General features: G+C 43.3%; 27 protein-coding genes and 2 riboswitches. Of the genes, 21 read left to right on the top strand and 6 right to left on the bottom strand.

The annotated features are described in order from the left end of the window. Positions 1-9: 9 nt before the first annotated feature. Together DYE48_RS03545 and comGA are read right to left on the bottom strand one after the other, a co-directional pair. Positions 10-1,062: a type II secretion system F family protein gene (locus DYE48_RS03545; protein ID WP_115822446.1), complete on the bottom strand. Its 1,053-nt coding sequence runs from the start codon at positions 1,060-1,062 to the stop codon at positions 10-12. Beyond that, entirely contained in the window at positions 1,016-2,026 is a 1,011-nt protein-coding gene (comGA, locus tag DYE48_RS03540; protein WP_115822445.1) for a competence type IV pilus ATPase ComGA, read from the bottom strand. Before comGA ends, DYE48_RS03545 begins: the two co-directional genes overlap by 47 nt. 95 nt (positions 2,027-2,121) lie before the next feature. Between comGA and DYE48_RS03535 the strand changes: the two genes are divergently transcribed. Both DYE48_RS03535 and DYE48_RS03530 read left to right on the top strand, forming a co-directional pair. After that, positions 2,122-2,604, top strand: coding sequence for a shikimate kinase (locus tag DYE48_RS03535; RefSeq protein ID WP_115822444.1), 483 nt, complete (start codon positions 2,122-2,124; stop codon positions 2,602-2,604). Between the two features lie 48 nt (positions 2,605-2,652). Continuing rightward, complete coding sequence (locus DYE48_RS03530) at positions 2,653-2,835, top strand: YqzE family protein (RefSeq protein ID WP_089651741.1); 183 nt, start codon at positions 2,653-2,655, stop codon at positions 2,833-2,835. 115 nt (positions 2,836-2,950) lie between these two features. On the opposite strand, the gene DYE48_RS03525 is transcribed toward DYE48_RS03530, so the two are convergent. Together DYE48_RS03525 and DYE48_RS03520 are read right to left on the bottom strand one after the other, a co-directional pair. Beyond that, on the bottom strand, positions 2,951-3,781 hold the full coding sequence (locus DYE48_RS03525) for a YqhG family protein (RefSeq protein WP_115822443.1): 831 nt from the start codon (positions 3,779-3,781) through the stop codon (positions 2,951-2,953). Next, positions 3,778-5,421: a DEAD/DEAH box helicase gene (locus tag DYE48_RS03520; RefSeq protein ID WP_115822442.1), complete on the bottom strand. Its 1,644-nt coding sequence runs from the start codon at positions 5,419-5,421 to the stop codon at positions 3,778-3,780. The genes DYE48_RS03525 and DYE48_RS03520 overlap by 4 nt, the downstream gene beginning before the upstream one ends. 167 nt (positions 5,422-5,588) lie before the next feature. Further along, a riboswitch (glycine riboswitch) is annotated at positions 5,589-5,678 on the top strand. Positions 5,679-5,681: 3 nt separating this feature from the next. Next, positions 5,682-5,773: riboswitch (glycine riboswitch) on the top strand. Positions 5,774-5,837: 64 nt separating this feature from the next. Between DYE48_RS03520 and gcvT the strand changes: the two genes are divergently transcribed. Genes gcvT through gcvPB form a run of 3 tightly spaced genes read left to right on the top strand, consistent with a single transcriptional unit; the run spans position 5,838 to position 9,762 of the window. Beyond that, positions 5,838-6,938, top strand: a complete 1,101-nt coding sequence (gene gcvT / locus DYE48_RS03515) for a glycine cleavage system aminomethyltransferase GcvT (protein ID WP_115822441.1) — start codon at positions 5,838-5,840, stop codon at positions 6,936-6,938. A gap of 18 nt (positions 6,939-6,956) precedes the next feature. Continuing rightward, on the top strand, positions 6,957-8,306 hold the full coding sequence (gene gcvPA, locus DYE48_RS03510; protein ID WP_115822440.1) for an aminomethyl-transferring glycine dehydrogenase subunit GcvPA: 1,350 nt from the start codon (positions 6,957-6,959) through the stop codon (positions 8,304-8,306). Further along, positions 8,299-9,762, top strand: coding sequence for an aminomethyl-transferring glycine dehydrogenase subunit GcvPB (gene gcvPB / locus DYE48_RS03505; protein ID WP_115822439.1), 1,464 nt, complete (start codon positions 8,299-8,301; stop codon positions 9,760-9,762). The genes gcvPA and gcvPB overlap by 8 nt, the downstream gene beginning before the upstream one ends. 195 nt (positions 9,763-9,957) lie before the next feature. Here the strand turns inward: gcvPB and DYE48_RS03500 are convergent, their stop codons facing one another. After that, complete coding sequence (locus DYE48_RS03500) at positions 9,958-10,338, bottom strand: rhodanese-like domain-containing protein (RefSeq protein WP_115822438.1); 381 nt, start codon at positions 10,336-10,338, stop codon at positions 9,958-9,960. Positions 10,339-10,709: 371 nt separating this feature from the next. On the opposite strand from DYE48_RS03500, the gene DYE48_RS03495 reads away from it, so the two are divergent. The 3 genes from DYE48_RS03495 (at position 10,710) to DYE48_RS03485 (ending at position 15,133) form a co-directional block, all read left to right on the top strand. Continuing rightward, positions 10,710-13,283, top strand: coding sequence for a vitamin B12-dependent ribonucleotide reductase (locus DYE48_RS03495; RefSeq protein WP_115822437.1), 2,574 nt, complete (start codon positions 10,710-10,712; stop codon positions 13,281-13,283). Positions 13,284-13,517: 234 nt separating this feature from the next. Continuing rightward, complete coding sequence (gene mntR, locus DYE48_RS03490) at positions 13,518-13,949, top strand: transcriptional regulator MntR (RefSeq protein ID WP_115822436.1); 432 nt, start codon at positions 13,518-13,520, stop codon at positions 13,947-13,949. A gap of 296 nt (positions 13,950-14,245) precedes the next feature. Further along, positions 14,246-15,133 carry a patatin-like phospholipase family protein gene (locus DYE48_RS03485; RefSeq protein WP_089651750.1) on the top strand — a complete coding sequence of 296 codons (888 nt, stop codon included), beginning with the start codon at positions 14,246-14,248 and terminating at the stop codon, positions 15,131-15,133. Positions 15,134-15,164: 31 nt separating this feature from the next. Here DYE48_RS03485 and DYE48_RS03480 read toward each other — a convergent pair whose 3' ends face one another. After that, positions 15,165-15,572, bottom strand: a complete 408-nt coding sequence (locus DYE48_RS03480) for an SA1362 family protein (RefSeq protein WP_089651751.1) — start codon at positions 15,570-15,572, stop codon at positions 15,165-15,167. A 346-nt stretch (positions 15,573-15,918) separates the two neighbouring features. Here DYE48_RS03480 and DYE48_RS03475 point away from each other — a divergent pair, with 346 nt between their 5' ends. From DYE48_RS03475 to accB, 13 genes are all read left to right on the top strand, one after another. Continuing rightward, the gene (locus tag DYE48_RS03475) at positions 15,919-16,434 is read left to right on the top strand and encodes a YqhR family membrane protein (protein WP_115822633.1); all 516 of its coding nucleotides are present in this window, start codon (positions 15,919-15,921) and stop codon (positions 16,432-16,434) included. Between the two features lie 45 nt (positions 16,435-16,479). Further along, positions 16,480-16,941, top strand: coding sequence for a type II 3-dehydroquinate dehydratase (aroQ, locus tag DYE48_RS03470; RefSeq protein ID WP_115822435.1), 462 nt, complete (start codon positions 16,480-16,482; stop codon positions 16,939-16,941). Continuing rightward, the gene (locus tag DYE48_RS03465) at positions 16,938-17,999 is read left to right on the top strand and encodes a M24 family metallopeptidase (RefSeq protein ID WP_115822434.1); all 1,062 of its coding nucleotides are present in this window, start codon (positions 16,938-16,940) and stop codon (positions 17,997-17,999) included. Before aroQ ends, DYE48_RS03465 begins: the two co-directional genes overlap by 4 nt. An 18-nt stretch (positions 18,000-18,017) precedes the next feature. Further along, a complete protein-coding gene (gene efp, locus DYE48_RS03460; protein ID WP_089651755.1) occupies positions 18,018-18,575 on the top strand; it encodes an elongation factor P in 558 nt (185 codons plus the stop codon). A gap of 788 nt (positions 18,576-19,363) precedes the next feature. Further along, on the top strand, positions 19,364-20,341 hold the full coding sequence (gene spoIIIAA / locus DYE48_RS03450; protein ID WP_115822432.1) for a stage III sporulation protein AA: 978 nt from the start codon (positions 19,364-19,366) through the stop codon (positions 20,339-20,341). Further along, the gene (gene spoIIIAB / locus DYE48_RS03445) at positions 20,286-20,795 is read left to right on the top strand and encodes a stage III sporulation protein SpoIIIAB (RefSeq protein WP_115822431.1); all 510 of its coding nucleotides are present in this window, start codon (positions 20,286-20,288) and stop codon (positions 20,793-20,795) included. The genes spoIIIAA and spoIIIAB overlap by 56 nt, the downstream gene beginning before the upstream one ends. A gap of 49 nt (positions 20,796-20,844) precedes the next feature. Then, entirely contained in the window at positions 20,845-21,051 is a 207-nt protein-coding gene (gene spoIIIAC, locus DYE48_RS03440; protein WP_089651759.1) for a stage III sporulation protein AC, read from the top strand. Between the two features lie 3 nt (positions 21,052-21,054). Beyond that, positions 21,055-21,447 carry a stage III sporulation protein AD gene (spoIIIAD, locus tag DYE48_RS03435; protein ID WP_089651760.1) on the top strand — a complete coding sequence of 131 codons (393 nt, stop codon included), beginning with the start codon at positions 21,055-21,057 and terminating at the stop codon, positions 21,445-21,447. A 19-nt stretch (positions 21,448-21,466) separates the two neighbouring features. Beyond that, positions 21,467-22,633 carry a stage III sporulation protein AE gene (spoIIIAE, locus tag DYE48_RS03430; protein ID WP_115822430.1) on the top strand — a complete coding sequence of 389 codons (1,167 nt, stop codon included), beginning with the start codon at positions 21,467-21,469 and terminating at the stop codon, positions 22,631-22,633. Positions 22,634-22,643: 10 nt separating this feature from the next. Beyond that, positions 22,644-23,246: a stage III sporulation protein AF gene (gene spoIIIAF / locus DYE48_RS03425; RefSeq protein ID WP_115822429.1), complete on the top strand. Its 603-nt coding sequence runs from the start codon at positions 22,644-22,646 to the stop codon at positions 23,244-23,246. Beyond that, complete coding sequence (gene spoIIIAG, locus DYE48_RS03420) at positions 23,239-23,868, top strand: stage III sporulation protein AG (RefSeq protein WP_115822428.1); 630 nt, start codon at positions 23,239-23,241, stop codon at positions 23,866-23,868. Before spoIIIAF ends, spoIIIAG begins: the two co-directional genes overlap by 8 nt. Before the next feature lie 12 nt (positions 23,869-23,880). Then, positions 23,881-24,432, top strand: a complete 552-nt coding sequence (locus tag DYE48_RS03415) for a SpoIIIAH-like family protein (protein WP_089651764.1) — start codon at positions 23,881-23,883, stop codon at positions 24,430-24,432. Positions 24,433-25,262: 830 nt separating this feature from the next. Beyond that, positions 25,263-25,772 carry an acetyl-CoA carboxylase biotin carboxyl carrier protein gene (gene accB / locus DYE48_RS03405; RefSeq protein ID WP_089651766.1) on the top strand — a complete coding sequence of 170 codons (510 nt, stop codon included), beginning with the start codon at positions 25,263-25,265 and terminating at the stop codon, positions 25,770-25,772. Positions 25,773-25,780: the final 8 nt, after the last annotated feature.

The following is a 25,780-nucleotide window of genomic DNA, read 5'->3' as shown; positions in this document are numbered from 1 at the left end:
CCTCCTCGTTCAAATTTGGTTCATCCATTGGTATAGAGGCAGCATGATGGATGCGTAGATCAAGATGATGACGGTGGCGATGATGATGAAGAAAGCAGGCTGAATGATATGGAGCCATGTGGAGATTTTTTGGCTGAGATACTCCATGAAGAATTCGGCAAGAAGTTCAAGTTCATCTTTCAAAGCATCGATGTCGTTGGTATGATGAAAAATATTGGTGAGTTCCGGTCTGAACAACGGACAGCTGTAGATCGCCTGAGCAACAGTTTTGCCGTTTGACAGTTCATGTAATAGTTGCCTGCAGTAATGAGAGAGCAGTTCATATTTCTTATGACCATGGATCATTTCAATTGCCTCCTTTAGTGGAAGGCCTGCCTGGAGTAAAGAGTGGAGGTGGGTTGTGAATAGAAAGGAGACGGAGTAGGAATGGTACAGCTTTAAGAAAGAGACTCTTTCATATAACGACAGCTTTTTTTTTAATGTCATCCGCGGTAAGATAATCATAACGGCTATAAGCAGAAGGACAGTCAGAAGGACGAGGAGGCCTAACCCATTCATGACGTGCATGATGATGACCATCAGACGGAAGGTTCCGTCTTTCTCACCTTCAAATAGATTTAAAAAATTGGGAATCACTGTCCTTTGTAAGATTGTGCAAGCAATGATGAGGAAAACAAATAAGAAAACGGGGTACCGGATAACCTTTACAAATTTCTCTTTGTAATCTTTCTTTAATTGCAACATGTCTTTACACTGTTGAAAGCTTCTGGACAAGTTATGATGAACCTGACTGAAGTAGAGGAAGTTTGTAACAGAAAGGGAGAAGCGGGCTTCTATAAAAGCTTCATGAATGGGGTGACCAGCGCTGAGGTGCTGTGTCAAGATGTCACATGTGGATTTCAATTTTGAATCCCAGCCAGTCATTTGTAGAGCATCGAGAAGTGGATAGCCTTTGTCCAAAATATGACTGCACCTTTTGAAAAACAAAATTTGCTGACCCACAGGTAAAGGCGGGTCACGAAAACGGGTCCACTTCGTTTTTTGCAACGAAGCCAAGTGCATAGGCTTTCCTCCTCAAGTGTCTGAACGACTGGAAATTCTGCTGGTGTTTGGTCTGACTATCAATCGCTCTTTTTAATTGGGCCCCTTCTAATAGTTCCAGAATCGCCGCTCTCTTTGGTAGTTGTTTGGCACCTTCAAGAGAAATGAGCTGTTGAGAGGCGATGGCAATCATGGTTTGTTCGATATCGGTTTGTTTGATACCCATTTCTTTAAGACGGTGAATGGTTCCGTGTGCATCACGGGCGTGGATGGTGCTGATGACGAGGTGGCCGCTTAACGCAGCACGAAATGCGAACTGTGCGGTTGATTTGTCTCGAATTTCTCCGACCATTAATAGATCTGGATCATGTCTTAAGGCTGCTTTTAATCCCGTATCATAAGTCACACCTGCACGCTCATTCACTTGTACTTGAATGATGTTGTTTAAATTCTTTTCTATCGGGTCTTCAAGAGTAATGGCTTGAAAAGAACTTGTTGAGGTAAGGGATTGGAGCAAGGCATATAAGGTGGTGGTTTTTCCACTTCCCGTTGGTCCGGTGAAAAGGATCATGCCACTACGGTGTCTTAACCAGCGCTGGATTTTTTTTAATTGGTAAGGAAAAAGGAAAAGCTGTTCAAGCGGGGTATGGTCCATTGGTCTTAGAAGTCGAATGGCTAAACTTTCGGTACCGGTTATGGGGAGAGTAGATAGGCGTAAGTCAAATGTGTTCTGGTTGGAGCGATGCTGGATTGTTCCGTTCTGAGGTCGTTTGTGTTCTCCGATATCCATTCCAGAAGTGAATTTGAAGTAGGAAAGAAGCTTCTTATACGTGGGTAGCGGGGTCGTCGAGTGGAAAATACGGTTGCCATGGATGCGGAAATGGATGGAAGCTGTTTCTTCATAGGGGGAAAAGTGGATGTCCGTAGCAGTTTGCTGGATAGCAGAAACGATAAGTTCATGGGCATATTGAGCGATGGATTTCAATCATTTACCACCTCTTTCGTATTATTTGGCCTTTTATAACATTCGACATAAAGGGCCTAATTCCTGCAATGATTTTTATAAGGGGGAAAATTATCGTGATTTTTTTAATAGGATTCATGGGAAGTGGCAAGTCGACAATAGCAAAAATGGTAAGTGAAAAAACAAAATACCCATACATAGAAATGGATCAGGCCATAGAAGAAGCGGAAGGAATGAAGATCCGGGATATGTTTGCTTCAAAAGGAGAGCAGTACTTCCGGGATAAGGAAACAGAATTTTTGAGGCACTTAAAGGATGAAGTTGTCCTATCTACAGGAGGAGGAGTCATCCTCCGGGAGGAAAATCGAGTTCTTATGCAAGAGGGGACCGTTGTTTATTTAAAAGCAGAATGGGAAACCATCGTGGAAAGGTTGACCGGCGACACAGACCGGCCATTGTGGAAAGGTGAAGACTCGGAGAAGAAAAAGCGGTTTGATGAACGTTTGAGTTTATATGAACAAGCAGCAGATGTAGTCATTGATGTGGACCAGAAAACCCCTGAAGAAATCGCCGAAGAAGTGGTGGGATGTCTAAAATAACAAGGTTTGGAGCATACTAAAGGCAACAATGGAAAAAGAGGGGTTTTCATGAATCAGAATGATTATGTAAAGTTTTTGACAGAAGAAGTTGTCAAGTATATGCACATGTCTAAGGATGAGAAGCAGCAACGAAAAGAATCCAAACCCTCCAAAAAATCTTCCTTTTACTGGTTCGGATTGCTTCCTTTCGCTTTGAAAATGTTCAAAAGGAAACGAATCAACAATCATTGAAAGAATAAGAAAAGCCGCTGAGCAAGTCAGCGGTTTTTTTCGTTTTTTCATAAGTGAGCCTGTGCTACGGAATCATTTGGAGTTTACCTTCCGCCAGCTTTTTTGCTTATGGATTCTATTCTTTTACAGTGCCTGCTCCTTCGTTCTGCATCCAAGTCTTACTGGTTTCCTGTGAAATATAAAATAATCCCCCGTTGATGACTTCCATTTCAATGTAAGGCTTGTATCGATTGTCGAGCTGCTCCCGTTCTTTTGTGAAAGAGTCCAAACCGATGTCTTCAGACTCATAAAAGGATTCAAGTAAGTGGGTTTCTTTTTCAAGATGATGCAGAGAATCCTTCGCCCATTGGTGATCGAGCGATCCAACGTATGTTTCAATATGGCGTTCCATGCGTTTATAAGCATGGGATAAAGAGATCACAGGCCTCATAGGAAACGTGTAGTCCGAAACGGTTGTTTCAAAATTCATGTTAATAATCTTGTCCATCATTCCAAGCATCATCGTACCGTGGATTAAGTTGATTCCTATGGAAACGGGTTCGTCCCTAGTATATTTTCCCCGAAAGTGCAGCAGCCCATTAACCACCAGCCAGGGGCTCATAGCACGGTTTTGTCCTGTTGTCTGATGTACCACTTCATAAAGTCTAGCTGTCCGTGCTTTCGAAATCGCCGTATTGTATAAGCGGTGAAGTTTAGGTGTTCCTGCATGAAGGTAAATACCACCCGCCTGCTTCTGATCTGTATCGCTGAACGTCAGCTTCATAGGGACGCCTTCTCGATTCATTTTCTTCATGTAATGCCAGTAGAAAGGTCGATTCATGATCTCCTCATCCATCTCATTTGTGAGCTGTACAGTGAAATGGGAAGGAGCATCGTTTACGATCGAACAACCATGGGATAAAAAGAACTGTTTGACAAACGTTTTGTATGGATTAGGAGCATTCAACTCGATTCTCTCCTTTCATTCACCGTATGTTCGACATAACTGACCAAATTGTTGAGTTTAATGTCTACTTCACCTTGACTCTCCGACTGTTTGAGAATGGACTGGATTTGGTGCTCGAACGATCCACCTGGAATCTGCTCAAGGATATGATCCAGGTCACCGACCGCATTTTTGAACATTTCGATTTTCTCATACAGCATCTTCATGATGTGATCTTCGATTGTATCTTTGATCGCAAAATTAAAAATTTTAACATCATGCTCTTGTCCGAAGCGGTGAATGCGCCCGATTCTTTGTTCAAGCCGCATTGGGTTCCATGGAAGGTCGTAGTTGATCATGTGGTGGCAGAATTGGAGGTTGATTCCTTCTCCGCCGGCTTCTGTGGCCACCATTACCTGGGCTTTGTTCTTAAATAATTGTTTCATCCAATCCCGTTTACTCTTATTAAATTTTCCGCTGAATGGAACGGACGTGATTCCGTTCTGTTGAAGGTACCATTGCAAATAAAATTGAGTGGCACGGTATTCAGTAAAAACAATGAATTTCTCATCGGTTTTTTCAATGAGTTCCGTCATCCGTTTGGCTTTAACGTGATGAGGGACCTGACCAATCGCTTCAATATACTCATCATATAAGTCTGCTTTTTCATCTGGGGCGTTTTTCTTCAGTTGGTTCAGAGACATGTAACAAGCTTCTCTGGAAGAACACAATTCTTTTGCGAGTGTCAGCCATGTGAAGGACGGATGGTTCGATTTCAATCCTTCCAGTTTTTTGTACATATCCATTTCTTCATCTGAAAACGAAAGTCGTTCATTGACAACTTTCCGCTTGGAAGAGTCAAGGCCGGTGTCTTTTCTACGGTTCCGGATCATTAAATGTCCGACAAGGGAATGGATGTGTTGGATATTATCCTTATCGGCAGCATTTTCTTTATACTTCTTCTTAAAGTCGGTCAAGTTTCCGAGGTAACCGGGTTTAAGAATGGATACTAAATTAAACAAATCACTCAATTTGTTTTGAATGGGTGTGGCAGTTAATAGAAGGCAATACGTCTTTTTCAAAGACTGTACGAACTGGTAATTTTTCGTTTGATGGTTCTTGAGCTTATGAGCTTCGTCAATAATGATAAGATCGTAGTCAATATCCAGAATGACTTCCCTGTGGTTTTCACGTTTAGCCATATCTATGGAAGTAACCGTCACATCCCATTCTTTCCAAGAGGCCTGTTTCTTCCTTGGAGAAGCAGCCTGGATATAAAATTTTTCGTTTAATTCCTGTATCCATTGATTTACGAGGGAAGCAGGTGTCAAGATGAGAATTTTTTTAGCTCTTCCCCTGATCATATACTCTTTTAGAATCAGTCCTGCCTCCAACGTCTTTCCGAGCCCTACCTCATCAGCTAGAATGGCACGTCCATTCATCTGATGGACCGCTGTTTCTGCCGCTTCAATCTGGTGTTCCATAAAATCTACATGGGGAAGGTGTTCAAGAGCAAGAAGGCCATCGAATTTTGGTACGGTTTTAAATTGAGCCGCTTGATAAGCAAGCTTAAAACCATCCCATGTGGCGAGTCTGTCGGGATGTTCCAGGTTCTCGCTCAATAATTCAATAAATGACTGGTCTGGATGTATTTCGATCATATTTGTAGCCCTCCATCAATAGGAATGATAAAAGATTGTGAATTATTGTAGAATTATCATGTCTTTTGTGAAAGACGCGTGATATAATGATGCTGAAAATATACAAAACATTGTGTGAACGTTACACAATAGTATGCCCGGTAAAATCTAGAAAAATACGAAAGCGAATGACTGTAGAGGGAGAGACCACGTTCGTGGCGCCGAAGGAGCAAGCAATCATTTGTGAATCTCTCAGGCAAAAAGACCTCTATAGGACGCAACTCTGGAGAGTGTTTGCATTTTGTGTGCAAACCACCCAAGAAGCAAGCGTCAGGTTTTCCTGATGTGAAACTTTCTGGTGAAACGGACAGAGACTCCCGTGCAAGCGGTGAAGTCTCTTTTTTTATGGGCGAAATCAGTGATAAGGAGTGGTTCCAATGGCAGATTTAAAACGAACACCGTTGTACTCTGAATACAAGAAACTCGGAGCAAAAACCATCGATTTTGGCGGATGGGATCTACCTGTGCAGTTTTCCAGTATCAAAGAGGAGCACCAGGCCACTCGAACAGCCGCAGGGTTGTTTGATGTCTCTCACATGGCAGAAGTGATGGTGGAAGGACCGGATAGTCTTCCTTTTCTGCAAAAAATGCTGACGAACGACGTGTCTAAGCTGGAACCAGGGAAAGCGCAATACACGATTATGTGCTATGAAGATGGAGGAACGGTTGATGATTTGATCGTTTACCATCTTGCTCAAGACAAATACCTACTTGTTGTCAATGCAGCGAACCGTCAAAAGGACTATGAATGGTTAAAAGAACATCAGGAAGGCGACGTAACCGTGGAAGATGTCTCTGATGAATACGTACAGCTGGCTGTCCAGGGCCCGAAAGCGGAAGATGCGCTTCAGACCATCACGGAAACGGATCTTTCAGCCATCAAGTTTTTCCGTTTCGAACAAGGTGTGGAATTGAAGGGTGTCGATGGAAAGGCCCTTGTATCCCGCACAGGATATACGGGGGAAGACGGGTTTGAAATTTATCTGCACGCTGATTCCGGCGCCCAGTTGTGGCGAGCAATCCTTGAGGCTGGTGAACCGTTTGGCTTGAAACCTGTTGGACTCGGAGCTCGTGACACGCTGCGATTTGAAGCGAACCTTGCCCTGTATGGCCAGGAGCTTAGTAAAGAAATCACACCAATCGAAGCAGGATTGAATTTCGCCGTGAAAGTGAAAAAAGAAGCAGACTTTATTGGTAAAGAAGTTTTAAAAAGGCAAAAAGAAGAGGGGCCCGGACGAAAACTCGTAGGGATTGAGATGATCGACAAGGGGATTCCTCGTACCCATTACGATGTCCTGGACGGAGAAGAGGTCATTGGGTTTGTTACTACAGGGACACAGTCACCGACCCTAGGGAAAAACGTTGGTCTGGCCCTCATTAATAGAGAATACACGGCTGAGGGGACAGAAGTGACGGTTCAAGTCCGTAAGAGGAAATTGAAAGCGAAAGTCGTCAAAACACCTTTTTATAAAAGATAAATCAAGGGGGATGGAAGTATGGAGTTTCGTTATTTGCCCATGACAGAAACAGATAAAAAAGAAATGCTGGATGTGATCGGTGTTCAGCACTCCGATGAACTTTTCTCAGATATACCCGAAAGTATCCGTTTTAACGGTGATTTAGAAATCAAAGAACCTAAAAATGAATTTCAACTGATGAAAGAATTAACGGAACTTGCGGAAAAGAATGTCCATTTGAAATCTCATACCTCTTTTCTTGGGGCGGGTGTCTATGATCATTACATTCCTTCAATTGTAGATCATGTGATTTCAAGATCGGAATTCTACACGGCCTATACTCCCTATCAGCCTGAAATTTCTCAAGGGGAGCTGCAGGCGATCTTTGAATTCCAAACGATGATTTGTGAATTGACAGGAATGGATGTGGCGAACTCCTCGATGTATGATGGCGGGACGGCTTTAGCTGAAGCGGTCAACCTGTCTGCAGGACAAACGAAGAAAAAGAAAGTTCTCGTTTCGAAAGCGATTCACCCTGAATCATTAGCTGTTATCCATTCCTATGTTAAAGGACCTGGGGTTGAAGTGGTGGAGATTGACCATAAGGATGGCCGAACAGACCTTGAGCAATTAGAAAGAGAAATTGATGAAAACACGGCAAGTGTTGTGGTCCAGTACCCGAACTTTTTCGGTCAAATCGAACCACTGGAGCAGGTTAGAGCTATTGTGGATACACAGAAAAAAGCGATGATGATTACATCAAGCAACCCTCTCGCATTAGGATACTTAACGCCTCCAGGTGAATTTGGAGCCGATATCGTTGTCGGAGATGCTCAAGTTTTCGGAATACCAGCTCAGTATGGAGGCCCGCACTGTGGGTATTTTGCAACAACGAAAAAATTGATGAGAAAAGTACCGGGGAGACTCGTCGGTCAGACGGTGGATGAGGAAGGACGTCGCGGCTTTGTGTTGACTTTACAGGCAAGAGAGCAGCATATTCGTCGTGATAAAGCCACCTCCAACATTTGTTCCAATCAGGCCTTGAATGCTCTTGCTTCATCCGTAGCGATGTCTTCGCTTGGCAAACAGGGACTGAAAAAGATGTCCTGGATGAACATCCAAAAAGCAGCCTATATGAAGAAACAACTCCAGCAAAATGGCTTAGAGGTTGTTTTTGATGGAGCATTTTTCAATGAAATTGTAGTCAAATTAGACAAAGACGTAAAAGAGGTTAACCACAAGCTGCTTGATCAAGGGATCATCGGAGGTTATGACCTTGGTGAGGTCGATGAAAGACTGAAGAACTGTATGTTAGTAGCTGTAACAGAAATCCGGACAAAAGAAGAGATAGATACGTTTGTCAAGGAAATGGGGGATCTTCATGTCTAATCAGGACTTTCCATTGATATTTGAATTAAGCCAAGAAAGTCGTACGGGTTATAGTTTGCCAGAGTTCGATGTACCCGACACAGATGTCGATGACATGATCGGAGAAGCCTATGTCAGAAAAAGTGAACCGGACCTTCCGGAGGTAAGTGAGCTTCAAATTATGCGCCACTACACCGCCCTTTCCAAAAGGAATCATGGCGTGGATTCAGGCTTTTACCCTCTTGGATCTTGCACAATGAAATATAATCCGAAAATGAATGAAGATGTAGCGAGGCTGACTGGATTCAGTCATATCCATCCTTACCAGCCGGTAGAAAGTGTCCAAGGGGCTCTACATTTAATGTATGATTTGCAAGAGTCTCTGGCAGCGATCACTGGAATGGATACCGTTACTTTACAGCCAGCTGCCGGCGCACACGGTGAATGGACAGGATTAATGATGATCCGTGCTTATCATGAAGCAAGAGGAGAGACGAACCGGACGAAAGTCATTGTACCGGACTCTGCTCACGGTACGAACCCTGCCTCAGCTACAGTCGCAGGTTTTGAAGCGGTAACGGTCAAATCGGATGAAAGAGGTCTTGTAGACCTACAAGATTTGAAACGAGTGGTCGATGAGCAAACGGCAGCCTTAATGCTCACCAACCCGAATACTCTCGGCTTGTTTGAAGAGGATATTGAAGAAATGGCAGCGATTGTGCATGAAGCTGGTGGTAAGCTCTATTATGATGGAGCGAACCTTAACGCAATTCTTGGCTATGCACGACCAGGAGACATGGGCTTTGATGTCGTTCACTTGAACCTTCATAAGACATTCACAGGTCCTCACGGAGGCGGAGGCCCAGGGTCAGGCCCTGTCGGCGTAACCGCAGAATTCGCTGAATACTTACCAGCACCGATTTTGACGAAGGAAAATGATCTGTATGTGTTTGATTATGACCGCCCACAATCCATTGGGAGAGTGAAGCCTTACTATGGGAACTTCGGAATTAACGTCCGTGCCTATACGTACATCCGTACGATGGGACCAGAAGGCTTGAAAAAAGTGAGCGAATACGCCGTTATCAATGCGAATTACATGATGCGACGTCTTCAAGAGGAATTTGATCTTCCATTCGACCGTCATTGTAAACACGAATTCATTTTGTCAGGAAAACGTCAGAAAAAACTTGGGGTCCGCACATTGGATATGGCGAAGCGTCTCCTTGACTTCGGCTATCATCCGCCGACCATTTATTTCCCGATTAATGTGGAAGAGGCCCTCATGATCGAGCCGACGGAAACGGAATCAAAAGAAACGCTGGACGACTTCATTGATCGTATGATTCAAATCGCACAAGAAGCTAAGAATGACCCTGAAATAGTCCAAGAGGCTCCTCATACAACGATTGTGAGTCGTATGGACGAAACGCAAGCAGCACGTAAACCTGTATTAAGATACCAAAAAGAGCTATAACAAAAACCCGGAGTCCATCTACATATGGACTCCGGGTTTTATCTCTTAAACAATATGGCAGGATTGTGGAAGAATTGATTTCGAGACTTTTGTGGGAGTTTAGGGGCTCCGGGAAAAGGTTCGCTTTCCGTGGGGAGCGATAGTTTAATGGGAAGAAAAAATAAAATCCCGGTTCTTAGGGAACCGGGAGGGTGATTACTTTTTCGCTTTGATTTTGCCATTCCACTTTTTGAATCCACCTTCAAGCATATTGAGGTCTTCATATCCTTGTTTGTGGAGCATCATTGCGGCACGTGCAGAACGGGCACCGCTTTGGCAGTATAGATAAACAGGTTTGTCTTTACGGATTTCAATAAGGCGGTTTTTCATTTGAGATAAAGGAATATTTCTTGCTCCCAAGATGTGGCCGCCATCAAATTCCTTCGGTTCACGAACATCAATCAACTGGGCTTTTCTGTAGCCTTCGCGGAACTTGTCTTCTGGTAATGTGGTCATGATTTTTCTTGCTTTGAAGAATCTATACAAACCGAAAGCGATAACCAATAGGACCGCTGCGATTAAGATCCATAAATCCATCTTTCCATCCCCCTCATTTCTCTATTCCTCTATCTATTATAGGAGGGAATGAGGAGTATTTCAAAAAAATTTTTACGAAACTTGAGTGAAAGTGTTATTTTGTCGAGGATTGTAGATGGTAGTTGTATGCAAATGATGAAAAAGCTGAAAGAAACAACAGAGAGCTGGTTTTTCTTTTAATCTCTGGGTCATACGTTTAATATCTCAAGATTTTTTGATTGACAAGTTTCTACACATTCGTTCAACAGCACAATATATGGTGACTGAAAATTACCACAACACAATATATTGATTATCTTTTTGTAGATGTGGTATGTTACTTATATCAAATGAAAATTATTTAGTTTTTAGTTTAAAGGGAGAGATGCAAAATGCAGACGACCACCTCCATAGATGTACACACGAAAATTGATGTGGAGCGCCTTAATGCTGATATCAGGCAATTTCCACAGGTCCATGAGATAACTGAATCCATGACGATTACGCACAAAGGTGTTTCAAGACTAGTGATGCTTGATAGGTATGCGTTTAAAGATACAGAAAAGTTAACTCTTGCAGAGGGAGATTTCGTTGTTCTTACAGTTAAGGACGATCCGAAGTTTCCTGCTCGGGGATTTGGGTTTATTCATTCCATTGATTGGCAGTCCCACCAGGCGATTGTGAGAGTGGAAGATGAATTTGTAAATGTTCTCGAGCATGAAGAAGAACGAAAGACAGGATTGATCAAACGTAATCTTGATACAATCGATAAACCTCTGGAAGTCTATTACGAACAGATTGCACTTCGTAATGCGTCCGGGCTCTCAGAAGTAGAAACAGATCCAGAAAAGAAACAACAAAGCTTTAACGATTTTTATGAAGAATTATCAGGGTTGAATTTCATTCCAGCTGGACGTGTTTTGTACGGCGCAGGTTCACAAACCGACGTAACGTATTTTAATTGTTATGTGATGCCATACATTCAAGACTCCCGTGAAGGAATATCGGATCACCGTAAGCAAGTGATGGAGATCATGTCCCGTGGAGGTGGAGTTGGAACAAACGGCTCGACGCTACGTCCTCGGAACACGCTGGCTAGAGGAGTGAATGGTAAATCTTCAGGTTCGGTTTCCTGGCTCGATGATATAGCGAAGCTTACACACCTAGTGGAACAAGGCGGTTCAAGACGCGGGGCGCAAATGATCATGTTAGCTGACTGGCATCCCGACATCCTGGAGTTTATTATTTCTAAGATGCAAAATACAAGAATTCTCCGTTTCCTCATTGAGAACACCGAGGATGAGTCGATCAAGCAGTTGGCTAAAGATAAATTGAAGTTTACGCCTCTCACTGAAACTGAGAAAGACTTGTACCAGAGTGTGGTCAATTATAAGCACATTCAAGGACAAGGAGGATTTACGGACCAGAGCATTCAAGAAGCTGAAGAGAAGCTTTATTTGGGTGGAAATTATACTGTTCATAATTCTGAATTCCTGACAGGAGCCAACATCTCTGTTTGTATCACGAATGAGTTCATGGAAGCAGTGGAAAATGACGCGGATTATGACCTTCGCTTCCCGGATGTTGAAAATTATACAGCGGAAGAAATGGAAATCTACAATGAAGAATGGCATCAAAGTGGTGATGTTCGTGAATGGGAAGCGCGCGGATTCGGTGTGCGCACGTATCGTAAAGTAAAAGCGAGCGAACTATGGAACCTCATCAATATTTGCGCTACGTATTCGGCTGAGCCGGGTATATTCTTTATTGATAATGCCAATGAAAAAACAAATGCAACTGCATATGGGCAGAAGGTAGTCGCTACGAATCCTTGCGGGGAACAGCCGCTTGCCCCTTATTCTGTTTGTAATCTGGCGGCGGTCAACCTGGCAAATGTTGCAGATAAAGAGAGTAAGCAGGTCGACTTTGAAAAGCTAAAGAAAACGGTTCGTCGTGGTGTCCGCATGCAGGACAATGTAATTGATGCAACCCCTTATTTCCTGGAAGAAAATAAAGTACAGGCCTTGGGAGAACGAAGAATTGGACTTGGTGTTATGGGGCTGCATGACTTGTTGATTTATTGTGAAACCACTTATGGATCAGAAGAAGGAAATCAACTGGTCGATGAAATCTTTGAAGCCATCGCGACCACGGCCTATCGTGAATCCATTGAACTTGCGAAAGAAAAAGGAAGCTTTCCGTTCTTAACAGGAAAAACGGATGCAGAGACGAAAGAGCTGCGCGAACGTTTTATTCAAACCGGTTATATGAAGGAAATGCCAGAAGATATACGCCAAGATGTGCTTGCGTATGGAATTAGAAACTCCCATCTCTTAACCGTTGCACCTACAGGAAGTACAGGCACAATGGTTGGCGTAAGTACAGGACTAGAGCCTTACTTTTCATTCTCCTATTACCGAAGCGGACGGTTGGGTAAATTTATCGAGGTGAAAGCAGATATTCTTCAGGAATATTTGGATGCTCATCCGGAACAAGATCCAAATGAGCTCCCAGATTGGTTCATCACTGCAATGACAATGAGTCCGGAAGCCCACGCAGATACACAATGCATTATACAGCGCTGGGTGGATAGCAGTATATCTAAGACTGTCAACGCTCCGAAAGGGTACACAGTCGAAGAAGTGGAAAGAGTATACCAACGACTATATCGTGGAGGTGCCAAAGGTGGTACGGTGTATGTCGATGGAAGTAGAGATAGTCAAGTATTATCTTTGAAAGCAGAAGAAAACGACTTCGAGGGAGAACAGACGGAACTGTTCGAAGATGAAGACAAAAAACCACACGTTGTTCTTATGGATACTATCCATGAACTCGACAAGACTAACGTGACGATCGGATCTGAAGTAGGAGATACGTGTCCAGTTTGTCGCCAGGGAACGGTTGAAGATATTGGTGGTTGTAATACTTGTACGAATTGTAACGCCCAACTGAAGTGTGGATTGTAAAGAAAACAACCGGCCGTTTTTAACGGCCGGTTAATTTTTTTCCATATGCTTCATCAACTCTTGCTCTATCCATAAGTTTGTTCGTGTTCGAGAGACAAAAAACACATGAGCACAGGCCTTGCTTGTCACCGTTAGGAATCTGGTGTATCATTTGGATGTGGAAACATATGCTATAAAAACCGTCCTTCATACAGTTCAGGGCGTGTACATAAGACAGGGTATTGGGGGTTCAACATGCCGACACCTAGCATGGAAGATTATATTGAACAAATATATATTTTGATTGAAGATAAAGGATATGCACGAGTTTCTGATATTGCTGAAAATCTGCAGGTGCATCCATCATCCGTTACGAAGATGGTTCAAAAACTTGATCGAGACCAATACTTGAACTATGAAAAATACCGAGGATTGATTTTAACACCAAAAGGAAAAAAAGTCGGAAAGCGTCTCGTTTATCGGCACGAGTTATTAGAGCAGTTTTTAGAGATTATCGGGGTCGACCAGGAGAACATTTACGATGATGTTGAAGGAATTGAACACCACATGAGTTGGAATTCCATCGACCGCATCGGTGATCTCGTTCAATATTTTGATGAGAAACCAGACCGTGTAGATTCGTTAAGAGAAGTACAAAAAAAGAATGAAGAACAGAATGATGAATAGAAAAAACGCATGGAATTCCATGCGTTTTTTTTGCTGATGGACTTCTTTACCCATAGGATAGGTCAGTCATCTTGTAGGATTAATTGCGAAATGTTTATGGTTCTTCAGGGACGTGTGGGGGGATCGCTTTTCGGCAACCATTCCCCGCTCGAAAGTCTCGAAACTGAAAAGGAGGTACTAAGTGTCAGAGAAAGACAGGGTTTAACAGCATAAATGTCCTTCCATTTGGATTCGTTTGCTTTCGTTCTAATTTGCCAAACCCGGGTTTATAATGTAGTAAAGTGGGGTGAAGCAGGATGAAAGTGGACGGAGTTTTTTCCGGTGGCGGTGTGAAGGCCCTTGCTTTCATTGGTGCTCTTGAAGAACTAGAAGAGCAAGGATACACATTCAAACGAATGGCTGGAACATCCGCTGGTGCCATTTTAGCGAGTTTGACAGCTGCCGGCTACACAGCTAAAGAACTGAAGGAAAGACTCAATAATCTTTCGTTTCTTAGTCTAGTAGACGTTCCATTGACGGATCGCCTGTTTCCATTTATGAAATGGCTTCTTTTGTATTACCGTATGGGGCTGTATAAAGGGAATCAGTTGGAAAATGTGTTGGAGGAGTGGCTTAATGAAAAAGGTGTTCGAACTTTTGCGGACTTACCGCCTGGGTCATTAAAGGTGATCTGTTCTGATTTGACGCTAGGGCGAATTGTCGTCATCCCTGATGATTTAAAGAAAGTTTACGGCATTGATCCGGCTACTTTCTCTGTAGCAAAAGCAGTAAGGATGAGCTCAGGACTCCCGTACTTTTTCATTCCAGTAAAAATCCATGGGAAACGCGGAAGGTCTATTATTGTAGATGGTGGCGTATTGAGTAATTTCCCTCTGTGGATTTGGGAAAAGCAGGACGGATGCCGTACCAGGCCTGTAATTGGAATGAAGTTAAGTGATGAACCAGATAAACTACCTGAACAGAAGATCAAAAATGCGATTCAAATGTTCCACGCACTTTTTAAAACGATGCAGCAAGCTCATGATGCAAGGTACATTTCCAAGGCTTTGAGTAAGGATATTATCTTCATTCCGGTCAGTGGAGTGGAAACGACGGATTTTGATATGAGTAAAGAAGAAAAAGAGACTTTGATGGAATTAGGTCGTGAACATGCGAGCAAATTTTTACGAAGGTGGAGCAGATGATACGAAAATATGAAATAAAAAAATCGAGCCATTAAAAGGTGGCTCGATTTTTTCCTTTGCTTTTATTTCCTTCAATAACACGAAGCTGAGGCGCATTCGAACGTTTTCGGTTTTTTCTACCTAACGAAGAGGCCTTGGTCTGTGCTTTGGCTACAGGACTTTTCTTAATTGCAGGAGTTGGTTGCTTGTATTTCTGTTTGGATTGCTTCACCGCTTGCTTGTATTTTTTCATTTCATTTCGGTTTCCACCTGCTGCTCCTCCAAAACCGCGTTTGCGGAGGAAGAAGAAGTAGATGGCTCCATAAATGAGAGCGGCGATTCCGATCATCATGACGATCGAAGTGAGAAAGCCAGTCGTGTTCGTAAACAGCTGAATGCCAACAAAGAAGATGGCTAAACCGATCAATGTGTAAATGATAGGAGTCATCCAATTACGCATGATATTTTCCTCCCTTCTCGTAGTGGTCGACTATGAATATCTGGTTATTGAACTATACCCTTATTTCAACACTATTCATCATCAGATGCGGCGGATTGTAGGCTGTTATGTGCTATTTAAGATTGTTTCCTTTATAGAATAAAATATGCAGGCCCATCATTATTTTTGAATGGTGAAAGAGTACCTTTTAGTAAACTCTTTCCTTCAAAAGGGCTTTTTAAACAATAGAATAATAAAATTGGTTGGACTTTTATTTTACCTCAAATCTTTATGAATCACTAGCCCAACAATTGAAAAGAGCATGAAAAAATTGGGGTTGGTTAAAATGAGAATAGAGGTGATGAAGATGGCTGAAAAACAAAAAGACCAAAGACAACAAGAGCCACAGCAAAGTGTCATAGCAAAAGCATTAGTCACAGGTTTTACTGCCGGGATTTTATGGAGTGGTTTAGGGGCATTCGCTTATTATTTCAATTTCACAGAGGTGTCTCCTGCATCCTTCATTTTCCGTTCATTTTGGCAGACGGATTGGACCGGAACATGGCTTGCTGAAGTGTTAGCTGTGCTCATTGTTGGTATTTTATCATTGGGAACGGCTCTCATTTACTACCTTCTCTTGAAAAAAAGGAATGGCATGTGGCCAGGGGCCTTTTATGGAATAGGGCTATGGGCAATCGTTTATTTTCTATTGACCCCGATTTTTCCGGCAATTCCAACCTTTATGGAATTGAATAGTGATACATGGGTTACAACAGGCTGTTTATTTATTTTATACGGGGTTTTTATCGGGTATTCCATTTCCTATGAATACAGAGAGTTCAATGAGACAGTGAATTCTTATTCAAATAAAGGGAGAGTATGATAAACTTAAAGTGTATGACAATTTTGGAAATGGTGGGATTGGTGAATGGGGAAGAAGCGGCTGTTTTTAATCAATGGGCCGAATTTGAATAGGTTAGGCAAGAGGGAGCCGGATACGTACGGAAAAAAGTCTCTTGATGATGTTGTGACATTGGTGGAGCAAGCGGCCGCCGATTATGGGTATGAAGTCACATCTTTTCAATCCAATCATGAGGGAGATCTCGTAGACTGGATTCAGCGGGCTGAAGAAGAAGCTGAGGGTATCATCATTAACCCCGCAGCTTATACACACACGAGCATCGCTTTACGGGATGCCATCAGTGCAATCTCAAAACCTGTGGTAGAGATCCATATTTCAAATGTCCATGAACGGGAATCTTTCCGCCACATCTCGATGTTAGCGCCGGTATGCTCAGGACAAGTGGTCGGATTTGGAATCGATGGCTACCGATTAGCAGCTTTGGGGATGATCCAAAAGATAGAAAGTGAAGGGAGAAATCATTCGTGAGTAAACTTTCAAATTTAAGAAAAGCGATTGCTTCAAATGAATTAGACGGTCTTTTAATTATGAGTCCGAAAAACAGAAGGTATATATCAGGTTTTGCCGGTTCTTCCGGAGCTCTTATAGTGACGAGGGATGACGCTGTTTTAATTACAGATTTCCGTTATACAGAACAAGCGGCAGAGCAAGCGAAAGAGTTTGAAATCCTCGAACATAAAACGCCTATGCCGAAAACGGTAGCTGAAAAAGTTAAAGAATTAGGGTTGAAACGAATAGGGTTTGAAAAAGATCATGTCACCTACACCCTTTTTGAACAATATGACGAAGCTTTAGAAGCAGAACTTGTCCCTACATCAGGCCTTGTGGAAAAATTACGCTTGATTAAGACGGATGAGGAGATTAGTATATTAAAGGATGCCGTTAAGATTGCTGATGATGCTTTTGAACATATTCTTGGTTACATAAAGCCCGGTGTGAAGGAGATTGATGTATCGAATGAACTTGAGTTCTTCATGCGTAAACAAGGGGCAACCTCTTCAAGTTTTGATATTATCGTTGCATCAGGCTACCGTTCAGCTCTGCCTCACGGGGTGGCCTCCGATAAGGAAATCCAATCCGGAGAGCTTGTGACGCTCGATTTTGGTGCCCTTTACAAAGGGTATTGTTCTGATATCACAAGAACTGTAGCTGTAGGCGAAATCAATGATCAATTAAAGGAAATCTATGATACCGTTTTACAAGCCCAGTTAAAAGGTATGGAAGGAATAAAAGAAGGCATCACCGGCAAGGAAGCGGATGCGCTGACACGTGATTATATTAAAGAAAAAGGGTATGGCGAGTATTTCGGTCACTCGACAGGTCATGGTATTGGACTGGATGTCCATGAAGGTCCTGGACTTTCCTTCCGTTCTGATGTCACGCTTGAAGAAGGTATGGTCGTGACCGTAGAACCGGGCATTTATGTTCCGAACGTCGGCGGCTGCCGAATTGAAGATGATACAATCGTTACGAAAACAGGGAATGAACGATTGAGCAAGTCTACCAAAGAATTAATCACGTTGTAATTAAAAGGAGGAAGTCAAATGATTTCAGTAAACGATTTTCGTACAGGTCTGACGATTGAAGTAGAAGGTGATATCTGGCAAGTGATGGATTTCCAACATGTAAAGCCGGGGAAAGGCGCGGCTTTTGTTCGTTCGAAACTCCGCAACCTTCGCAATGGCAATATTCAGGAAAAAACGTTCCGTGGCGGTGAAAAAGTAGAGCGTGCTCACATTGAAAACCGTAAAATGCAATACCTATATGCTAATGGCGATATGCATGCATTTATGGATATGGAGACATATGAGCAAGTGGAAATCCCTACAGCTACCATCCAGGAGCAGCTAAACTATTTGAAAGAGAACATGGAAGTACAAATCCAGTCCTATGAAAGTGAAACGATCGGTGTCGAATTACCGAAGAACGTTGAGCTCGAAGTTACAGAAACAGAACCTGGCATTAAAGGCGATACAGCAAGTGGAGGTACAAAACCTGCAACGCTTGAAACTGGCCTTACTGTCCAAGTGCCATTCTTCATCAATGAAGGTGAAGTATTGGTCATCAGTACAACAGATGGCAAATACGTATCCCGCGCATAATCTTGATCTTCAAAAGAACTTGTCCAATCAGGGCAGGTTCTTTTTTTTGTGTTAAACATCCAGAAACCCCAAAGCGAAAAACTATTCTTCCATATAAGCTCCCGATTGTGGAAGACTCAGCTTCGAGATGTTTCCGGGGTTCGTTGCCTGGTTGAGCATCGGGGCGGCTGGGAAGCTACTCGCTTTCCTGTGGGGGAGCGCCGAGCTTCCTCGGACTGCGTCCTGCGGGATCTCGCCTATCTCCTTTCTCCCACGGGAGTCTCACAGCTTCCCAACCACCCCATTCGATGTAGGTGAGAAACGAACCCCTTTACCAAGTTGGATTGTCTTTCACTATCTCACTGTTAGAAGTATAAAGTGCTCTGCATCAAGCTTTTACGTTCTGTGGAGCGGTTTATATGATCCACTATCGTTAATGGTAAAAGCTGATTTTCTAGAAGTGGTTTCGAGAATCTTCCATGGCAAAGGGGCGGAGGGGAATGGCGAGACTCCTGCGGGAAATGAGTGCTCGGTGAGACCCCGCAAGGCTTTAGCCTGAGGAGGCTCAATGCGCTCCCGCGGAAACGAGTCATTCCCCGTAGTCCCATCCACTCAATAAATATCTCGAAACTGAACCTTCAAGAATCCTGCCATATAGCTTAAAAGGTATGGCAAGTAGTTTCTATCAATCGCTCTATCACCCCCTCTAGTTCCTCTCTCGAAATCTTCTAGTTTTATACCATATCACAGTCATAAGCCCGTAAGAAGCACATACATATGAAGTAAACCTAATAAAGGAGTAGGAGAGGATGAAGGAGATTTTACGTTTGTTCCCGCCCTCTATCCAACATCTCTTAAAAAGTGAGGTCCAGTGGAAGAGTGTGCAGGAGATCCGTTTAAGGATTGGTCGTCCGATAGAGATTCTTGAAAATAATCGTCATGATTCCATTGATACGGCAGTCATGACTGTTGATCACCTCTCTTTCGTCCTGAACCAGATCAGCCAGTTCTCACTCTATCGTTTCAAGGAAGAGTTGAAAGAAGGCTTTATTACGATTGAGGGTGGTCACAGGGTAGGTTTAGCAGGAAAGACGAACACCCATCAAGATCATGTGGAAACGTTAAAGCACATATCCTTTATGAACATCAGGGTGGCAAGAGCTACTTCCGGAAATATTGAACCTCTCATTCCGTACCTTTATCAATCCGGGCGATGGATGAGTACGATGGTCATCGGGCCTCCGCATTCAGGGAAAACAACACTTCTTCGGGAATTGGGGCGTTACATTGGATCCAATCAAGAGGGGTATCGAGCAGCAAAGGTCGCCATTGTGGACGAGCGTTCTGAAATTGCAGCAAGCATGAGGGGGGTTCCTCAGCTGGATGTCGGGTTCCGCACAGATGTGATGGATGCTTGTCCTAAAGCAGAAGGCATGATGATGATGATCCGTTCCATGTCACCAGAAGTATTAATTGTAGATGAAATTGGTGGACAAAAAGATGCGGAAGCTGTCCGGGAGGCGACTTATACAGGGGTAGAGGTCATTTGCAGCATTCATGGTCAAAGTTTTTCGGGTGTAAAGAAGCGTCCATCAGCAAAACAGTTGATGGAGGAGGAAGTATTTCAACGTTATGTTGTCCTGGATCGAATGTCATCTCAAAGAGAAAGAAATTGGACAGTACTTGATCACACGGGAGTAGTACTGGGGCATGGCAAGGGGAGGGGATCGGATGCAATGGATCGGGGCCGTCATCGTATTGACCGTTACGACCTGGGCAGGGTTTGATATGGCTTCCCGTTTCAAGAAGCGCCCAGGTCATATTCGCCAATGGAAAAATGCATTACAGATGATAGAAGCAGAGATGGTCTATGGACAGTCTTCGCTTTTGGAAGTGTGTGAGAATTTATCTACACATTTACCGAAACCTATAAACCAGTTCTTTGGAGGGATCCTGAACGAAAATGGAGTCTGGGATGACTTCTATTCCTTATGGTCCAAGGAGTTAAAGAAACACTGGTCGCTGAACGCAATGTCGAAAAACGAATTTGAAATACTGATGCAGTTTGGGAGGACGCTTGGACAGCACGACCTGGAGCAGCAGCAAAAACAAATTCAACTTACCATCCATCACCTGGACCGCGAACTTCATGATGCCCTGGAAGTCGGTGATCAATATCAGAAGATGGCGAAAGGGATGGGGATATTAAGCGGGCTGCTCGTCATCATTTTAATCATTTAGCTCGTTTCGTAAGGTAATCATGGATTTTACAAAAGGGGGAAGAGGCATTGTGCTCCAAGATGCAACGATATTATTCCAAATCGCTGGTGTAGGTATTATTGTCGCGATGATCCATAGCATCCTGAAACAGATGGGAAAAGAAGAGATTGCACAGGCTGTGACGTTGACAGGTTTCATCATTGTATTATTCATCGTCCTTCACAGGCTCGCCGATCTGTTTCAAGAAATTAAGTCTGTATTTCTTTATCAGGGGTAACCCATGGATATCATTCAAATTGTCTCATTAGGATTAGTTGCGGCCCTATTGATTTTACTCTTAAAGGAACACAAATCTTCGGTCGCTTTTCTTCTCCTTTTATTTACAGTCATCATCCTGTTCTTAACCATTCTTGATCAGGTCAGGCATATCTTTGCACTGTTGTCTTACATGGCAGAAAAGGCTCAGGTTGAGCCTGTGTATTTCAAGACGATCCTGAAAATTATCGGCATAGCCTATATTGCAGAATTTGGAGCTCAGCTTATCCGAGATGCTGGACTCAATTCCTTGGCTTCTAAAGTGGAATTAGCAGGGAAATTGTTTATATTGATGCTTGCCATACCGATTGTTACAGCTGTCATTGAGACCATTCTGGATTTTATTCCAGGGGCATAGGAAACTCGGGAGGGATGCCATGAAACGGATATTGTTGTGTTGCCTAATTGTTATCGGTTGCTTGAGCTCTCCAATCGTCGTTGCTGCATCTCCCTCCCCTGCAGATTCTGATATTTCTATGCTCGACCATGTCTCCACAGAAGAGTTGGAGGAAAATTGGAATCAATTGAATCAGCAGTATGGAGATTATCTACCCAGCTTTCATACGAATAATTTTCGTGAATTTATTCAAAGTGAAAGTTCAGTTGAATCATCGGATTGGTTTTCTGGGATTCTGGAGTTCTTTTTCCATGAGCTTCTCTTAAACGGAAAGTTGCTTGCTTCCTTATTGTTTTTAACATTATTCAGTACTTTGCTTCATTCGGTGCAGTCAGCATTCGAAAATTCTGTAGTAAGTAAGATTGCCTACATGGTGGTTTACCTTGTTTTATTGACACTTGCACTTGAGAGTTTCCGGCAAGTTATTGAATATACACTAGGGGCCATTGAACGGATGAGCAGCTTCATGATCGGATTGATTCCTCTTCTTCTAGGAATCATGGCTTCATTCAGTCACTTGATGTCGATTTCCTTTTTTCACCCTATTATCATTGCACTCGTCCAATCCAGTGGCCTGCTGGTTAAATACTTACTCATCCCATTGTTTGCATCCTCCGCTCTCTTGCTGATTGTGGGAAGTTTGAATGAGACGTATAAAGTGGATCAACTGGCTGAACTTCTGAGGAAAACTGGCATGGCGATCATGGGTGTGTTTTTAACCATATTTCTTGGAGTGATATCTGTCCAGGGGACGGTGACCGCGGTGCAAGATGGCATTACGATGAAAACGGCTCGCTTTGTCACAGGAAATTTTGTACCCGTGGTCGGGAGATTGTTTACGGATGCCACCGATACAATCCTTGGGGCTTCCCTTGTACTAAAAAACACACTAGGAATTGCGGGTGTCGTCATATTACTAGGAATCGCAGTATTTCCTGCTATTAAAGTGTTAGCCATAGCGCTGATCTATAAAATTGCAGCAGCTCTTCTTCAGCCGCTGGGAGACGGGCCGATCATCCAGGCGATGGATGTCGTCAGCAGGCACATTTTTTATATATTCGCAGCACTACTAATGGTTTCCATGATGTTCTTTCTTGTCATCGTCATCATGGTGGCGGCAAGTAACATTACGATGATGGTCAGATAGGGTGGTGAACATGGAATATCTCATTGAGTGGATCACAAAAATTGTTCTGTTTCTCTTATTAGCGATGGTAGCTGATGCCCTTCTCCCGTCTGGCGTAATGAAGAAGTACGCCCGGCTGGTCATGTCTATTTTGCTACTACTGATCTTTATGGGGCCGCTTTTACAAATTTTAAATATTGATCCTGATCGCCTTGTCCAACGTGCAGATCAGACGATGCAGCAACAATTGGACGCAGAAGTTTTCGAGGAAAATGTAGAATCCAAGAAAAATGAAATACTCGCCGGACAAGATGCATATAAATTAGAACAAGTTACCCAGGCTCTTGCAGCTGAAATTGAAACACCATTAAAGGAAGAGCAAAACCTGGTTCTCGTCGATGTGGAAATGAGCTTCCATCAACAACCTTACAGTTTGGAAACGCTGGACAAGCTGACTCTCACACTTTCTCGTAATGAACTGACCCAGTCGGTCGAAGATGTAGAGATCTCTGTCATGGATGAAGGGGATACAGAAGAAGAAAAGCAAGATCCAGAATTATTAAAATGGGTCGCTGACTATCTTGACTTGAAAAAAGAACAAATCATTATCCGCTGGGAGGATGAGGATGAATAAATGGTGGAACAAGCTGACGGAACCTCTATCAAACAAAGAGGGGAGAAAGCTGAATAAAACGAAGTATTTGATCGCCATTGGCATTATTGGAGTGTTGATTATTTTAACAAGCAATTGGTTTCAGCCGAACGACCCTCCTTCACCAGCTCTTGATGAAGGAAATGTCCAGAGTCAATCAGGAGAGGGCGCAGCGGCTGCACAAACTCCTGAAATGACGGACTCTATTTCACAGTTGGAAAAAGAATACGAAAAACAGCTCAAGCCTCTTCTTGAAAACATTCAAGGGGTGAGCGCTGTGGACATTATGATCAATCTGTCATCGACACATAAAAAGGTGTACGATAAAAATTTAATCGTCGGAAAACAAACCACCAAGGAAAATGATAAGAACGGAGGGGAACGTGAAATTGAGGATTATTCGAGAGAACAGCAGCTAGTTCTCGTCCGCCAAGGCGATCGAGAAGTTCCGCTGCTAACGCAAACATCTAAGCCGGACGTAAGCGGGGTTTTCGTAACAGCCGAGGGGGTCGATCAAATGCAGGTGAAAGCGTGGGTGGTGGAGGCTGTCTCTAGAGTTTTGGATGTCCCGACTCACAGGATTTCTGTTTTGCCTAAACAATAAGGAGGGGTTACTTTGGTTAAAAAACAAACAGTTTGGTTGTTGACAATGTTGAGTCTCTTGATTGTTCTAAGTGTATATTACATGACATCCCCGGACAATGGTGAAATGGCCTTCATCCAGGAAGACGAATGGGCAGAAATTACAGAAGATGCAGCAGGAGAAGAGGGTGTGGAAACCACAGGTGATGGTACGGTCATTTCGCAAATTTCTACAGATGAACTTTTCTCAGCAATCCGTCTGGATATGCAAAATCAACGGGATCAAATGCAAGAACAGCTATCCGAAATCGTTGCCTCCAGTGACTTTAGTACAGAAGAGAAAAATGAAGCTTTAGAAAAAATGGAAACAATCAAAGCAAACCAATCCAAAGAATCCATCATCGAAAATACAATCCGTGCAAGTGCATCCTATGATGATGTACTAGTAAGAGCGGAAGATGACGTCGTCCACGTTACAGTAAAAGCGGATGAGTTATCGAAGACAGAAACGAACAACATCATTCAAATGGTCTCTGATGAATTCGGGCAAAAAGAAGTCCAAGTCCAATTTCAGCCAGCAGGCTGAAAATGAAACAAAAGCCTCACTCCTTAAAAAAGGAGTGAGGCTTTTTTATGGTTTTCCTACATTTGTTATTAAGCTATCTGGCAGGATTCTTGAAGACTCAGTTTCGAGAATTTTATTGAGTGGATGGGGGCTGCGGGGAATAACTCGCTTTCCGCGGGGCCCCACACGATGTGGGGTCGTTCGATGTTGGCACAGGACGTGCCGAACTTAATCGAACTTCTTCTGTCTTCTTGAGCCTCCTCGGACTCCGTCCTGTGGGGTCTCACCTAGCCCTCTCTTCCCGCAGGAGTCTCGCCATTCCCCTTCGCCCCTTTGCCATGTAAGTGTCTCTAAACTATGTCTGGAAACGCTGCTTGTGTACTCAAGCTAAATGGATAATATCATACTCTCTACAGTAGTCATTCAAAGCCCGAAAGTCTGATATAAAGCTCCTTATGCCTACTTCTGAGTATGGTGTGACCCCCCCTCATCTTGGCATAGGGGTTCGTTTCTGTTCCATATGGAATGGGGTGGTTGGGAAGCTGCGAGACTCCCGTGGGAGAAGGAGACAGGCGAGATCCCACAGGGCGCAGCCCGAGGAAGCTCTGCGCTCCCCCACAGGAAAGCGAGTAGCTTCTCAGCCACCCCTGACGCTCAAAAAAAGCAAACAAACCCCGGTTATCTCGAAACTGAGTCTTCAAGAAAAGGGAACTATTGTGGAATAGTTGTCAGAATATTACTGGGGGTTCTTCTTGTCGCGAGTTGCAGGGAGGTGGTAATGTATAATAGAATATGAAGAGGTATTAGTACCAGTTTATAAAAAGTAACTTTACATAAGAGGGGTGCCACAAATGCTAAAGGTACAAGAAATCAGAGAAATCATTAAGTTGATTGATCAATCCAATATCGATGAGTTTTCTTATGAAGCAAACGGAACTAAAGTCCACATGAAAAAGCCACAGGGAGAGGTTGTTTCTCAACCTGTACAAGTCCAACAACCAGTACAAGCTCCACCAAAAACAGAGCCTAAACAAGAAGCTGTTGAGCAAGCGCCTAAACAAGAGGCTAAAGAAGACACAGCTGAGAAAGAAGCTCCTAAAGCTCAAGGGAACGCCGATTACGATGCAGAGGTGAAATCACCGATGGTCGGAACTTTCTACGCATCACCTTCTCCTGAAGAGGATGTGTATGTGAAAGTAGGAGACACAGTCAAAGAAGATTCCGTTGTCTGTATCGTTGAAGCGATGAAATTATTTAATGAGATTGAAGCGGAAGTATCTGGGGAGATCGTTGAGATTCTCGTTAAAGACGGTGAACTAGTGGAATATGGACAGCCGTTGTTCCGCGTGAAGTCCAAGTAAACGGGGGT

The sequence above is a fragment of the Halobacillus trueperi genome (genome assembly GCF_003386945.1).
GTDB classification, from domain to species: Bacteria; Bacillota; Bacilli; order Bacillales; family Halobacillaceae; genus Halobacillus; species Halobacillus aidingensis.
This window is presented reverse-complemented; position numbering and strand designations above follow the sequence as displayed.